The sequence below is a fragment of the Kribbella polygonati genome, from assembly GCF_050320105.1.
Taxonomy (GTDB): Bacteria; Actinomycetota; Actinomycetes; order Propionibacteriales; family Kribbellaceae; genus Kribbella.
The window spans coordinates 7,125,604-7,138,690 of sequence record NZ_CP190129.1 but is presented as its reverse complement, the minus strand read 5'-3'; the positions used below and the strand labels follow the sequence as shown (position 1 = coordinate 7,138,690).

14 protein-coding genes and 1 pseudogene are annotated in these 13,087 nt (G+C 70.3%); 6 read left to right on the top strand and 9 right to left on the bottom strand.

Annotation, left to right across the window (positions count from 1 at the left end; translation table 11 throughout):
* The first annotated feature begins 31 nt into the window (after positions 1–31).
* Genes ACQHIV_RS34115 through ACQHIV_RS34105 form a run of 3 tightly spaced genes read left to right on the top strand, consistent with a single transcriptional unit; the run spans position 32 to position 2,071 of the window.
* Entirely contained in the window at positions 32–478 is a 447-nt protein-coding gene (locus ACQHIV_RS34115) for an NfeD family protein (protein WP_427888277.1), read from the top strand.
* Positions 466–1,362, top strand: coding sequence for an SPFH domain-containing protein (locus ACQHIV_RS34110; RefSeq protein ID WP_427888275.1), 897 nt, complete (start codon positions 466–468; stop codon positions 1,360–1,362). The genes ACQHIV_RS34115 and ACQHIV_RS34110 overlap by 13 nt, the downstream gene beginning before the upstream one ends.
* Before the next feature lie 46 nt (positions 1,363–1,408).
* Positions 1,409–2,071 carry a DedA family protein gene (locus ACQHIV_RS34105; RefSeq protein ID WP_427888272.1) on the top strand — a complete coding sequence of 221 codons (663 nt, stop codon included), beginning with the start codon at positions 1,409–1,411 and terminating at the stop codon, positions 2,069–2,071.
* Here the strand turns inward: ACQHIV_RS34105 and ACQHIV_RS34100 are convergent.
* Entirely contained in the window at positions 2,057–3,355 is a 1,299-nt protein-coding gene (locus ACQHIV_RS34100) for a hypothetical protein (protein ID WP_427888270.1), read from the bottom strand. The two genes, ACQHIV_RS34105 and ACQHIV_RS34100, sit on opposite strands and share 15 nt — an antisense overlap.
* Before the next feature lie 127 nt (positions 3,356–3,482).
* Between ACQHIV_RS34100 and ACQHIV_RS34095 the strand changes: the two genes are divergently transcribed.
* On the top strand, positions 3,483–4,043 hold the full coding sequence (locus tag ACQHIV_RS34095) for a carboxymuconolactone decarboxylase family protein (RefSeq protein ID WP_427888268.1): 561 nt from the start codon (positions 3,483–3,485) through the stop codon (positions 4,041–4,043).
* A 186-nt stretch (positions 4,044–4,229) separates the two neighbouring features.
* Here the strand turns inward: ACQHIV_RS34095 and ACQHIV_RS34090 are convergent, their stop codons facing one another.
* The 6 genes from ACQHIV_RS34090 to ACQHIV_RS34065 all read right to left on the bottom strand — a co-directional run bounded on the left by ACQHIV_RS34090 (position 4,230) and on the right by ACQHIV_RS34065 (position 9,772).
* Complete coding sequence (locus ACQHIV_RS34090; protein WP_427888266.1) at positions 4,230–4,667, bottom strand: DUF6220 domain-containing protein; 438 nt, start codon at positions 4,665–4,667, stop codon at positions 4,230–4,232.
* A gap of 60 nt (positions 4,668–4,727) precedes the next feature.
* Complete coding sequence (locus ACQHIV_RS34085; RefSeq protein WP_427888264.1) at positions 4,728–5,492, bottom strand: type III pantothenate kinase; 765 nt, start codon at positions 5,490–5,492, stop codon at positions 4,728–4,730.
* The gene (gene nadC, locus ACQHIV_RS34080; RefSeq protein ID WP_427888262.1) at positions 5,492–6,346 is read right to left on the bottom strand and encodes a carboxylating nicotinate-nucleotide diphosphorylase; all 855 of its coding nucleotides are present in this window, start codon (positions 6,344–6,346) and stop codon (positions 5,492–5,494) included. Before nadC ends, ACQHIV_RS34085 begins: the two co-directional genes overlap by 1 nt.
* Positions 6,339–7,997, bottom strand: a complete 1,659-nt coding sequence (locus ACQHIV_RS34075) for an L-aspartate oxidase (protein WP_427888259.1) — start codon at positions 7,995–7,997, stop codon at positions 6,339–6,341. Before ACQHIV_RS34075 ends, nadC begins: the two co-directional genes overlap by 8 nt.
* 123 nt (positions 7,998–8,120) lie before the next feature.
* The gene (gene panC / locus ACQHIV_RS34070) at positions 8,121–8,948 is read right to left on the bottom strand and encodes a pantoate--beta-alanine ligase (RefSeq protein WP_427888257.1); all 828 of its coding nucleotides are present in this window, start codon (positions 8,946–8,948) and stop codon (positions 8,121–8,123) included.
* Positions 8,945–9,772 carry a Rossmann-like and DUF2520 domain-containing protein gene (locus ACQHIV_RS34065; protein WP_427888255.1) on the bottom strand — a complete coding sequence of 276 codons (828 nt, stop codon included), beginning with the start codon at positions 9,770–9,772 and terminating at the stop codon, positions 8,945–8,947. The genes panC and ACQHIV_RS34065 overlap by 4 nt, the downstream gene beginning before the upstream one ends.
* Positions 9,773–9,854: 82 nt before the next feature.
* Here ACQHIV_RS34065 and ACQHIV_RS34060 point away from each other — a divergent pair, with 82 nt between their 5' ends.
* Together ACQHIV_RS34060 and ACQHIV_RS34055 are read left to right on the top strand one after the other, a co-directional pair.
* Positions 9,855–10,412, top strand: coding sequence for a 2'-5' RNA ligase family protein (locus ACQHIV_RS34060; protein WP_427888254.1), 558 nt, complete (start codon positions 9,855–9,857; stop codon positions 10,410–10,412).
* Positions 10,409–11,071 (top strand): annotated as a pseudogene (locus ACQHIV_RS34055) (SAM-dependent methyltransferase); the annotation flags it as partial. The gene ACQHIV_RS34060 and the pseudogene ACQHIV_RS34055, both read left to right, overlap by 4 nt.
* A 101-nt stretch (positions 11,072–11,172) precedes the next feature.
* On the opposite strand, the gene ACQHIV_RS34050 reads toward ACQHIV_RS34055, so the two are convergent.
* Together ACQHIV_RS34050 and ACQHIV_RS34045 are read right to left on the bottom strand one after the other, a co-directional pair.
* On the bottom strand, positions 11,173–12,579 hold the full coding sequence (locus tag ACQHIV_RS34050) for a PH domain-containing protein (RefSeq protein ID WP_427888252.1): 1,407 nt from the start codon (positions 12,577–12,579) through the stop codon (positions 11,173–11,175).
* Positions 12,576–13,064 (bottom strand): PH domain-containing protein, encoded by a 489-nt coding sequence (locus ACQHIV_RS34045; RefSeq protein WP_380195137.1) that lies wholly within the window; start codon positions 13,062–13,064, stop codon positions 12,576–12,578. Before ACQHIV_RS34045 ends, ACQHIV_RS34050 begins: the two co-directional genes overlap by 4 nt.
* Positions 13,065–13,087 lie beyond the last annotated feature (23 nt).

Here is a 13,087-nt window from a genome sequence, read left to right as displayed (position 1 = left end):
TCGGAGTACCTTCGAAGTAGAGGTACTTCGCATGCAGTCGTGGATCCTGTGGTCGATTGTCGCCGCCGTCCTCGGCACGGCCGAGTTGATGACAGCGACCTTCGACCTGCTCCTGCTCGCCGTCGCGGCGGTGTCCGCGGCCGGGGTGGCCGCGCTCGGGCTCGGGATCGGCTTCCAGGTGGTCGCGTTCGCGCTCACCGCGACCGCCATGATCACGCTGGTCCGCCCGGTCGCGCGCCGGCACCTGACCGGCCACCCGGGCCTGCGTACGGGCGTCGCCGCACTGGTCGGGCGGGAGGCCGTCGTACTGGCCGCCTGCGACCGCGACGCCGGCCGGGTCCGGATCGGCGGCGAGGAATGGAGTGCCCGGTCCTACGACCCCGACCTGCACATCCCCGCGGGCACCCGGGTCGACGTGTTCGCCATCGAGGGGGCAACCGCCCTCGTCCATCCCCAGGAGGAACCATGGCCGAACTGATCATCGGAATCGTCGTCGCGTTGCTCGCCGTGGTGCTGGTACTGCGGACCGTGCGGATCGTCCCGCAGGCCCGGGCCAGCAACGTCGAGCGCCTGGGCCGGTACCTGCGCACGCTGGAACCCGGCCTGAACGTGGTGATCCCGTTCGTCGACCGCCCCCGGCAGCTGATCGACCTGCGCGAACAGGTGGTGTCCTTCGAGCCGAACTCGGTGATCACCGAGGACAACCTGGTCGTGCACATCGACACCGTGCTGTACTTCCAGGTCACCGACCCGCGCGCGGCGGCGTACGAGATCGCCAACTACATCCAGGCGATCGAACAGCTCACCGTCACCACGCTCCGGAACGTGATCGGCGCGCTCGACCTGGAGAAGACGCTGACCTCGCGCGAGCACATCAACTCGATCCTCCGCGGCGTCCTGGACGAGGCGTCCGGCAAGTGGGGCATCCGGGTGAACCGGGTCGAGCTGAAGGCGATCGAGCCGCCGACGTCGATCAAGGAGTCGATGGAGAAGCAGATGCGGGCCGAGCGCGAGAAGCGGGCCACGATCCTGGCCGCCGAGGGGCAGCGGCAGTCCCGGATCCTGACCGCCGAGGGCGACCGGCAGGCGGCGATCCTGCGGGCCGAGGGCCAGGCGAAGGCGATCGACACGGTGTTCGACGCGATCCACCGCAACGACCCGGACCCGAAGCTGCTCGCGTACCAGTACCTGCAGATGCTGCCTGAGCTGGCCAAAGGCCCCGGCAACACGTTCTGGGTGATCCCGTCCGAGGTCACGTCCGCGCTGCAGAGCGTCACGAAGGCGTTCACCGGCGAGACGCCGAAGATTCCGCTGGAGGTGCCCTCCGAGAACGGGCACGACCCTGAAATCACCCCCAGATAGTTGCCCCCGCACCCAAGAGGTTGTCTCTCGATGTCACTATGGGTGCATGGGGGAACCTCTGCTGATCGCTCAGGCCATCGCCATCCCGACCGGTGTCGCCGTACTGGCGTACCTGGTGGTCGGACTCGTCATCGGCGTGGAGAGCATGGGGGTGCCGCTGCCCGGTGAGACCACGCTGATCGCGGCCGCGCTGCTCGCCTCGCAGCACCACCTGAAGATCGAGTTCGTGATCGTGGCGGCCGCGCTCGGCGCGATCGTCGGCGACTCGATCGGGTACTTCATCGGCCGGAAGGCGGGCCGCGGCCTGTTCGAGCGGCTCGGCCGCCGGTTCCACCACTTCTCCGAGGAACGGATCGTCAGGGCCGAGAAGTACTTCCACAAGTACGGCGTCTGGACGGTGTTCTTCGGCCGGTTCGTCGCGCTGCTGCGGATCTTCGCGGGCCCGATGGCCGGCATGCTGCGGATGCACTACCCGCGGTTCCTGGCCGCGAACGCGGCCGGCGGGATCGCCTGGGCGACCACGATCGGCGTGGTCGCGTACAAGATCGGCGACAACGCCGACAAGATCTTCGGCCGGGTCTCGGTCGGCGCGCTGATCGCTATCGCGGTGCTCGCGGTCGGCTTGTACGTCGTGCACAAGGTCCGCAAGCGCCGCCGCGAGCAGGCCGAGTCGGCCCCGGCCGCGGCGGTCGAGTCAGCGGACGCGTAGCTGCAACTGCGGGGTGACGATCCCGTCCATCGGGCGGCCGAACATCATCCCGCCCGGCACCACGATCCGGTAGACGAAGTCGCCGGGCTGCGCGGCCTTGAACGCCAGCGCGGCCTTCCCGTTCCGCATCGCCAGCGCCTTCGCGGGCATCCACCGCCGGGTCTGCCGGTTCCAGGCCTGCAGCATCACGGTCGTGTTCATGGCCGGCAGCACCGCCACCGACACGGTCACCGTCGAGCCCTTGGCCTTCGCGGTGTCCCCGCCGACGAACCCGGCGGACGCGATCCGCACCACGGTCTTGGTGTACCCCGGCCGGCTGGTCGACGTACCCGTGAACGAGCCGCCCTTCGCGCTCACCGGCACGCTGATCTTGTACGGCCGGCTCCCGGACGTCGGTACGGCGATGTCGTAGTACCCGCCGCCGGTCGTCGCGCCCCGTGCCGCCGGGGTCCAGCGGGCGCCGGGCGTGACCTGCGTCAGCACCACGACCGGTACGCCGGCCGGGGTCGCGCGCCGGGTGATGCAGGGTGCGTCGAGGTCGCACGAGACCTGGTGCAGGATGACCCGTCCGCGGGCCCGGATCGGCAGGCCGTACTGCGCCTTCGGCGGGACGACGCCGCTGATCGTGCTGGTCAGCCCGAGGACGTCACCGCCGGCCCGGGTGCTCCACTCGTTCTGCGCGCGAAGCTGGAAGACGTACGGCGGTTTGATGCTCTTGATCAGCTGCTGGTTCGCCGTGGTCGCCGGGCCGATCGCCTTCAGCATCTCCCCCGGCCGGCCGATCATCGGTACGTACCGCTGGGTCTTCTTGCCCGTCACGTCCAGCGGGTCGTTCGGGGTGAAGTCCTGCGGCGCGACCGGCACCGACCAGCGGATCAGCACACCGCGGCCCTGCTGCGCGACCGTTGCCGCGCTGGGGCGGACCGGGCCGTCGGTGTCGAAGACCGGCGACTTGGACGGCTTGCTGGTCACGCCGCCCTGCGACGTACCGGTGGCGACGACGATCTTGTAGTTCCCGTCCGGCGGGAACTCCGCGGTCGGGATCTCCCACCGGTTCGGGTCGCCGGCCGGGATGTACTTCACGTACGACGGGCTCTCGCTGAGCACGCCCTCGATCGTGATCCGGTTCGGCTGTCCGGTGTCCTTCCAGGTCACCACGACCGCCGGGCGGCCGTTGGGCGCCCAGGCCACCCCGACGTCGGTCGGCGCCGGGTCCGAGGCACAGGCAGTCAGGCAGGAAGCCCCCACCAGCACCGCCAGCGCTACGGCGAACGCTCGCCGCACTCCGACCACCTCCGCCTCACGACTGACCGGGTGAACCATACCCAGTCGACGGTGCCGTCTCCCCACGGCCGTTGCCGGATCGGTATGCCGCACCTACCGTGAGAGAAGCCACAGAGGGGGGACCACCATGGCTTTCATCAGCACGCCCGAGGAACCCGCGTTCTTCGACGCGAACCGGGCGGCCGCCGGGCACGTACCCAACTTCGTCCGCACGTTCGCTGCGCGACCTGCCGTGTACGAAGCGTGGAAACAGCTGAACGGCGCGATCAAGGAGTCGATGGACCTGCGCCGCTACGAGCTCGCCACGCTGGCCGCTGCGACCGCGCTGAAGTCCAGCTACTGCAGCCTCGCGCACGGGCAGGTGCTCGCGGACAAGTTCTACACCGCGGAGGAGGTTGCGGCCCTGACCGAAGAACCACCGAACGACCCGGTGGACCGGGCGGTGATGGAGTTCGCGCGCCAGGTCGCGCTCGGCGCGGACACCGTCACGCAGAAGGACGTCGATCAACTGAAGGCGCTCGGCCTCACCGACAGCGACGTACTCGATGTCGCCCTCGCCGCGGCAGCGCGCGCGTTCTTCTCGAAGACGCTAGACGCCACCGGAACACAGCCCGACTCGATCTTCAACGCACTACCCGACGTACTGCGGACCGCACTCACGGTCGGACGACCGATCCACTCCGGCTGATTCCCGGCGACCCGAAACTCAGCAGGTCGCCCCGGTCCGTGGGCTGCGGTCCGGCCGGGATCAGGCTGCGCTGCCACAGGAATGCGATCGGGGCCAGCAGCGCGTCGGTCGCGGCGGGGTCGGGCAGGACGCGGCGCGGCGGCGGTCGTACCGTCACGGCCGCCGCCGAACAGTTGCCAAGGGCATCTACGCGGTCGTCTTCGTCGACTCGGCACCGGTCGCGGCCGACGCGCCCGCGGCCCGGCGGGCCGCCAGCCCGGCGACGGCCAGCAGCGCGAGCGCGTTCGCTCCGTGCAGGGCGCCGACGACCGGAGCGGCGAACGCCCCGAAGGCCAGCGCGATCTGCAGCACCACCAGGCCGACGACGTACAGCGCCCACCGGATCCCGCCGTCGACCTTCGCGAAGAACGAGACGATCAGCAGCAGCAACGCGATCAGCGGGATTACCATCGACCCGAAGATCCCGTGCAGCGCCAGGCCGGCCGGGTCACTGGAGTTCTTGTCGAACACCGCTCCGCCGTCGACGTTCTTTCCCACCGTGAAGAATCCCCAGGCGATGAACATCGCCTGCAACACCACGCCGATCGCCACGAGACCGGCCAGCACTCGATAGGCAGCTTTCATGGTTCCCCCCAATGCAGCTGCCTACATGGTGATCCCGATCATCTCAAGGGCACAAGAGGTTCAGCTGTGGTTGCGGGCGAAGGCCTGATACAGGCCGCGCAGCGGCAGTAGCGGTTCGTTACGGGTCGCGGTGTGCAGCTGGCCGTCGAGCAGTGGAGCGAGGGCTCCGGTGAGGACGACCGGGGTGTCGTCGGAAAGCGACTGTTCGGTCCGGATCCGGGCGATCAGGCCGTCGACGAGGGCGGCGAAACCGTGGATCGCGCCGGACTGCAGCGCCTCGACGGTGTTCTTCGCGACCACCGAGCGCGGGCGGACCAGCTCCACCCGGCGCAGCTGGGCGGCGGCGCGGCCGAGCGCGTCGGTCGCGGTTTCGATGCCGGGGGCAATCACCCCGCCGATGAACGCGCCGGCCGGGTTGACCACGTCGATCGTGATCGCCGTACCGACGTCGACCACCAGGCAGGGCGCACCGGCCAGCGTCAGCGCCCCGAGCGCGTTCGCGATCCGGTCGGTGCCGACCTCGCGCGGGTTGTCCACCAGCACCGGCAGGCCGGTCTTCACCCCGGGCTCGACGACGACACTCGGTACGTCGTGGTAGTACCGCGCGACCACGTCCCGCAGCTCGTGCAGCACATGCGGTACGGCGGAACACACGGCGATCCCACTCACCGGCGCCTCACCGGCGAGCAGGCCCTGCAACAGCACGGCCCACTCGTCCGCCGTCCGCCGGTCGTCCGTCCCGACCCACCAGTGCCGCTTGACCGTCCCCTCGAACACCAGGCCGACCAACGTCCTGGTGTTCTCGACAGCAACGGTGAGCAGCATCAGATCTCGCGCAGGTCCAGGCCGATGTCGAGCACCGGGGCGGAGTGTGTGAGGGCACCGACGGCGAGGAAGTCGACGCCGGTCTCGGCGACGGCGCGGGCCTTGTCCAGGGTGAGCCCGCCGGAGGCCTCCAGGCGGGCCCGGCCGGCGACCTTCTCGACGGCCTCGCGCAGCACGGGGACGTCCATGTTGTCCAGCAGGATCAGCTCCGCGCCGGACTCGACCGCGATCACCGCGTCCTCGACCGAGTCCACCTCAACCTCGATCGAGATGTCCGGGAACGCCTTGCGGACCAGCCGGAACGCCTCGGCGACCCCGCCGGCCGCGACCACGTGGTTGTCCTTGATCAGCGCGGCGTCGGACAGCCCCATCCGGTGGTTCTTGCCGCCGCCGCAGCGGACGGCGTACTTCTCCAGCGACCGCAGCAGCGGCATCGTCTTGCGGGTGTCGCGGACGACCGCGCCGGTACCCTCGACCGCGTCCACCCAGCGCCGGGTCAGCGTGGCGACGCCGCTCAGGTGGCAGAGCAGGTTCAGCGTGGTCCGCTCGGCGGTCAGCAGCTGCCGGGTCTTGCCGCGCGCCGTGAGCAGTACGTCGCCCGCCCGCACGGTGGCCCCGTCGCGGACGGCGTACTCGATCTCGAGCTCGTCCGGCGCCGCGACCTGGCGGAGCACCAGCTCGGCGATCTCCAGCCCGGCGACCACACCGTCGGCCCGGGCGACCAGCTCGGCGATCGACACCTGGTCCGGGTCGACCGTGGCCGTGGTGGTCACGTCGACGCCCCCGGCCAGGTCCTCCTCGATGGTCGCCCGCACCAGGTCCCCGACCCACTGCCGGTCGACTGCTTCATCCATGCCGCTCATTCTCCTCGGTTCTGCGCGGAACAAACGTGGCTTGCGGCACAGCGTGCTGGTCGAGGGTGACGTCCAGGCTGCCGAACCAGTGCAGATCATCGCGGTCCGGATGGTCCTCGCGCCAGTGCGCGCCGCGGCTCTCTTCGCGGGCGGTGGCCGCGGCGATCAGCGCGGAGGCGACCGTCACGAGGTTGGTCGCCTCCCAGCCGGGCGTCCCGGGCTCGGCGGCCGGCTGCTCGGTCAGCTTGCCGATGGTCGCTCCGGCCTCCGCCAGTCCGGCGGCACTCCGGATCACTCCGGCGCCGACAGTCATCGCCCGCTGCAGCTCCGGTACGGCGTCCGCGTCGACGAGTCCCGGCGTACGGCGGTCCGCGACCGGCTCGCTCTGCTCCGGCAGACCGTCCGCGAGGTGCGCGGCGATCCGGCGGGCGAAGACGAGTCCTTCGAGCAGGGAGTTCGAGGCGAGCCGGTTCGCGCCGTGCACGCCGGTGCAGGCGACCTCGCCGCAGGCGTACAGCCCGGGGACCGAGGTCTCGCCGTTCAGGTCGGTCCGGACGCCGCCGGACGAGTAGTGGCAGGCCGGGGCGACCGGGATCAGCTCGCAGACCGGGTCGATCCCGTGCGACCGGCAGGACGCCAGGATGGTCGGGAACCGGACCCGCCACAACTCGTCGCCGAAGTGCCGGGCGTCCAGGTAGACGTGATCCTTGCCGGTGGCAAGCATCTGGCGCATGATCGCCTTCGCCACGATGTCCCGCGGGGCCAGGTCGGCCAGCTCGTGCTGCCCTTGCATGAAACGCTGTCCGGTGTGGTCGACGAGGAACGCGCCCTCGCCGCGGACCGCCTCGGAAACCAGCGGCTGCTGGCCTTTCGCGCTCTTTCCCAGCCACAGCACGGTCGGGTGGAACTGCACGAACTCCAGGTCCCGGACCTTCGCACCGGCGCGCAGCGCGAGCGCCATCCCGTCGCCGGTCGAGACGCTCGGGTTGGTCGTTGCCGCGTACAACTGCCCGATCCCGCCGGAGGCCAGGATCACCACCCGGGCACGGATCGCGCCGACGCCGTCCAGTTGACCCTCGCCCATCACGTGCAGGGTGACGCCGGCGATCGCGCCGTCCGCGGCCTTCAGCAGGTCCAGCACCAGCGCGTGCTCGATGATGCGGATGTCCTTGGCGCGCCTGACCGCGGCGACCAGCGCGCGCTCGATCTCCGCGCCGGTCGCGTCGCCGCCGGCGTGCGCGATCCGGTTCCGGTGGTGGCCGCCCTCGCGGCCGAGCGAGATCTCGCCGTCGGCCAGCGTGTCGAACCGGGCGCCCAGCTCGATCAGATCCCGGACCGCATCCGGTCCTTCGGTGACCAGGACCCGGACCGCCTCGGGGTCGCTCAGCCCGGCACCCGCGACGAGCGTGTCCTGGAGGTGGTCCTCCGGCGAGTCCTCCGGGTCGAGCGCGGCGGCGATCCCGCCCTGGGCCCACTGGGTGGAGCCGGACGCGACGACGTCCTTGGTCACCACCAGCACGGAGCCGAGTTCACGGGCCTTCAGCGCGGCGGTCAGCCCGGCAACACCCGAGCCGACCACCACCACGTCGACGGCGTCGGTCCAGCCAGGCTCCGGCGCGGACAGCCGTCGCGGGACGGCAGGAGCGGTCACGGGGCCTCCCGTCCTGGACTGAGGAGCGGAGCGACGAGGGAAGGACGGGAGCAAGAGCCCCGTGACCCGCCGCGCCGGAGGCGCGGCATCAGCACAGTCATCCGGCGACCGTATCAACCGATTTCATCGAAGGGTGATGGAAATGTTGTCAATGAGACGGGTCAGGCCCACGCGGGCGGCGATCAGCATGCGGGCCTCGCCGGGGCCGATCACCGGGCCGAGGTCGGGGGCGCGCAGGGCGAGGTAGTCGATCTTCACCGACGGCACCGCCTCCAGCTCCGCCTGCGCCGCGGCGAGGACGGCGTCCGGGCCGTTCATCCCAGCCTTCGCGCCCGCGCTCAGCGCCCGGTGCAGCACCAGCGCCTCGTCACGCTCGGTCTCGCTCAGGTAGCGGTTGCGTGAGGACAGCGCGAGCCCGTCGGATTCCCGTACGGTCGGCACCGGCACGATGTCGACGTCCATGTCCAGGTCGCACACCATCTCGCGGATCAGCGTCAGCTGCTGGTAGTCCTTCTCGCCGAACAGCGCGATGTCCGGCGCGGTCAGGTGCAGCAGCTTCGACACCACCGTGAGTACGCCGGAGAAGTGCCCCGGCCGGAACACGCCTTCGAGTTCGTCGGCGAGCGGCCCGGGGTGCACGGTGACCGACGGCTCGTTCGGGTACAGCTCGTCCCGGGACGGGTTGAACACCAGGTCGACGCCGGCGTTCTTGGCGATCGCCAGGTCGCTGGCCAGCGTCCGCGGGTACCGGTCGAAGTCCTCGGTCGGCCCGAACTGCAGCGGGTTCACGAAGATCGTCAGTACGACGCTGCCCTCCGGCCCGACCCGCTCCCGGGCCTCGCTCAGCAGCGCGGCGTGGCCGTCGTGCAGGGCGCCCATGGTCATCACGACCGCCCGCGGCCGGATCGCGGCCGCCGCCCGCAGTTCGGCCTTGGTCTGGGTGAGTCTCATCGCGGTGCCTCCCCTGTCCGGTTCAGTACTTCGCCGAAGCCGGCGGCTTGTTCTGCCTCGAGCCAGTCGGCCAGCTCCACGGTGGCCCTGGCCAGCGCGGTGTAGGTGTCGCGCGTGCTGCCCCGCAGTACGCCGAGATGTGCTGCCACCGTGTCGACATCGCCCCGGGCGATCGGCCCGGTGAGCGCATGATGACCGGATCGGAGCGTGTTGTCGAGAGTTGCGGTCAGCAATGGCCGGAGCGTCGCCGCCGGGTCGGCCACGCCCGCTTCCCGCAGTACGGCGACCGCTTGGCAGACGAGGGTCGTCAGGTGGTTCGCGCCGTGCACGAGGCCCGCGTGGTACGCCGTGCGCTGGTCATCGGCCACCCACTGCACCTGTGCACCGACAGCCTTCACCAGGCGCTCTACCAGGTCCCTGGCCGCATCGGGCGCGGTGGCCGTGAACATGACGCCGTCCAGCGACACTGGCTCGCCTGGGAAGGTCATGGCCGGGTGCAGCGCCACAGGTGTCGCGGCCAGCCCGGCCAGCGGCGCCAGCCCGTGCGCCCCGGACAGGTGTACGACGTACTGCGCACTGGTCAGCGGGAGCGTCTGCGCGACGTCCTGGATCCGGTCGTCCGGTACGGCGACCAGTACGACGTCAGCGCGGGCCGTGACCTCGTCGGCGGTCAGTACCGGCACAGCAGGCAGAAGGCGGGCGGCGCGTTCCAACGACGCGTCCGACCGCGCGGTCACTCCGACCAGGGGATGTCCGGCTGCCGCCAAGGCTGCTCCCACGGCGGTCCCGGCCCGGCCGGCTCCGATCAAGCCGATCCGTTCCATCACTCACTCTCTTCTCGTTCCAGTCCCACGGCGGGGTACCAGACGATCTACTTGTCAGCGTAGGCGATGGGAGGATGGCGCGGTGACCGAAGCATGGGCTGCCCGGACCGAATTGACGGCGATCCTCATCACAGTGCCGGAACTGGCGGCGTACACGGACCGCTGGCGCTCGGTGTCCCGGTCCTCCGCACGCCCTCACGTCCCGCTGACCGAGCTGATCCCGCCACACGTGACCGTGCTGGTCCCTTGGGTCACCGAGCCCACAAACGACGACATAGCCCGCCTACAGACCGCCATGTCCACCGTGCGGCCGTTCGAGCTGAGCTTTCCGACGGCGGGCCAGTTCCCGAACGGTACGGCGTGGTTGAAGCCGGAGCCGTTCGACCAGGTCCGCGCACTGCTCCTGACGGTCTTCGAGGCCTTCCCGGAGTGCCCGCCGTACGGTGGCGACTTCCCCGACCCGCACCCGCACCTGACCATCTCCTCGTCCACCCAGGGCGGCCCGGACGTCGTGGCCGAGGCCAACGCCGTACTGGCCACCACACCGGCACCCGCAGTCCAGCTGACCGAGCTGGGCCTGTGGCGGGAGGACGCGGAGGGCGTGTGGCGCCAGTTCGGCGCCGTACAACTGGGGTCATGACCTTCCGGGAGGCCTGGGAGCAGGCCTTGTACGGTCCCGGCGGGTTCTACCGGCGGGAGCGTCCGGCCGCTCATTTCCGTACGTCGGTGCACGCGTCGCCGCTGTTCGGGCGGGCGATCGCACGGCTGGCCGCGGAACTGGAACTGGACGTGGTGGTGGACATCGGTGCGGGTTCCGGTGAGCTGGGGAAGGTTCTGCGCGCCGAGGGCTTGCAGGTCGTCGAGATCGAACTCGACGACGAACTGCCCGACCGGTTGTCCGGGCTGGTGATCGCGAACGAGTGGCTCGACAACATCCCGTGCGAGGTCGTCGAGTGGGACGACGAATGTGTTCCCCGCTATCTACTCGCCGACGAGAGCCCAGGGCCGGTTGTGTACGGCAACGACCTACGCTGGCTACAGCGCTGGTGGCCAGGCGGGGACGGTGGAGTTCCCGGGCAGCGGCCTGAGGTGGGACTCCCTCGCGAACAGTGCTGGGCCGACGTTGTCAGTCGGCTCGAGGTAGGGAGTTTCGCGCTTGCGATCGACTACGGTCATGTGAAAGCGAGCAGGCCGCCGTACGGCACCCTCACTGGCTTCCGCAACGGCCGGGAGTGCGACCCAACACCCGACGGCAGCTGCGACATCACCGCCCACGTAGCGCTGGACGCACTCGCATCAGCCGTCGACGGACACCTCACGTCCCAGCGCGACGCTTTGACGGCCCTGGGCGTCTCCGGGCGCCGGCCACCGCTGGACCTCGCCCAAACAGATCCGATGCGCTACCTGTCCGAGCTGTCCTCAGCCGGCGAAGCAGCCGAGCTGCTGGACCCCTCCGGGCTCGGCGGCTTCGGCTGGGTCTGGACAGCGACCGGAGCAGACACCGTACGGCGCGCAGCGCGTGCCCTGTCCGCCTGAGCCTCCACCAGCGCCGCCGCGACCAGCTGATCCTGGTGCAACGCCACCGCGTCCGTTGGACCGACGGGAGTGTCCACGTGTACGTCGGCCAGCCCCAGCCGCCGCTGGATCGGCCCCTGCTCCAACCGCACGGACTGCGTCTTGTGATGCAGCACGATCGACGTACGCCGGCTGACCCATCCGCGGGTGGTGACCATGACCTGCTCGTCCACGCCGTACGCCAGGTACCGCCAGCCGATCGGCCGCAGCCACTTGGCCCGCGCCGGGGCCGGGTGCATCTCAATCGCACTCAGGTCGAATCCAGGAAGGACCCGCGCCAGCACGTAGGCCACCTCGGCACGGTCGCCGACCGGCAGGAGCTGCGCACCCTCCATGTGGTCGTCGGCGTCGTCCTGTTTGCCGGCCACACCGGCGATGTCCAGCTCGACCCGCGACCAGCGCAGCAGCCGCCAGATCAACGGCTCCGTGATCAGTAGTCCCTGGACCCGACCGGGCGGAATCGTCTGCCGCTGTACGTCGAACAGCCCGCGCTTGGTCCGTAGACCGTGGGTGGTCGCGGACAGCGTGAACCCGTGGTTCCCCACGACCTGCTTCCAGATCGGCTGCACGACACCGAGCAGCAGCGGGATACCGGCGACCAGCCCGACGTGGAAGTTCAGCACGGTCGTCGCGACGATCAGCCAGATCAGACCACCCGCGCTACCGACCACGGTCGACGACAGCAACGTCGCACCGAGCAGGCGCCCGGTCTGCACGGTCAGCAGCGGCGGTGCGACCTCCTCGGTCTGCTGCTCCGCCTCTTGCGCCTCGGCCGCCTGCAGGCCTTTCGCACGGACCAGCAGCGTCGTACGCAACTCCTGTGCCTGCGCGTACTGGAAGTAGCTCAGCTTGCCGTCGCTCTTGCCGCCGCCGGCCACGTCCATCCGCAGCTCGGCCATCCCGAACAGCCGCGCCACGAACGGCTGCGCGACATCGATCGCCTGGATCCGGTCGAACCGGATGATCCGCGTCCGCCGGAACAGGAACCCGCTGTCCACCCGGATCGCGTCGTCGGTGAGCTGCCACTTGGTGAACCACCACGACAGCGCGCCGAGCAGGATCCCGCCGACGAGGACGGCGCCGAGGCCGATCCCGGCGAACGTCAGGTTCTGCCGCAGGCCCTCGTTGTTGACCAGCGCGACGGCCGCGACGACGAAGTACCCCCAGCCCTTCACGAACGGAGTCAGTGGGTGGAGCCGCTGTCCGACGGTCTCCACGGCCTGCTGGCTCACAGGCCCCACGCCTGCGACTGGCCGAGGGCGGACAACCGGTCACGCAGCCGCCCGGCCTCGTCCGGGTGCAGTCCGGGGATCTTCGCGTCGGTGGCCGGGGTCGCCGTGTGCAGCTCGACCGTGGCCATCCCGTACGCCCGCTCCAGCGGCCCGGCGGTGACGTCCACGAACTGCATCCGGCCGTACGGTACGACGACCAGCTCGCGGAACATGATCCCGTGGCTGACCAGCAGCTCGTCCTCGCGTTCGGCGTACTTCCAGGACCGCTGGTTGCGCCCGATCAGGATCCACGCCCAGCCGAGTACGAGCGCGATCACCACCACCGCGAGCACGCCGTACAGCCAGCCCACGGTCAGCCCGAGCGCCAGCAGCGCGGCGATCGCGGCCAGCCCGGCCATGATCCCCGCGTTCAGCCGGCGCAGCGTGGCCAGCTTCGGCGAGACCGGCGTCCAACTGACATCGGAGGGTGCGAAGAGGTCATCCACGCCCCCAGCCTGTCACGATAGGA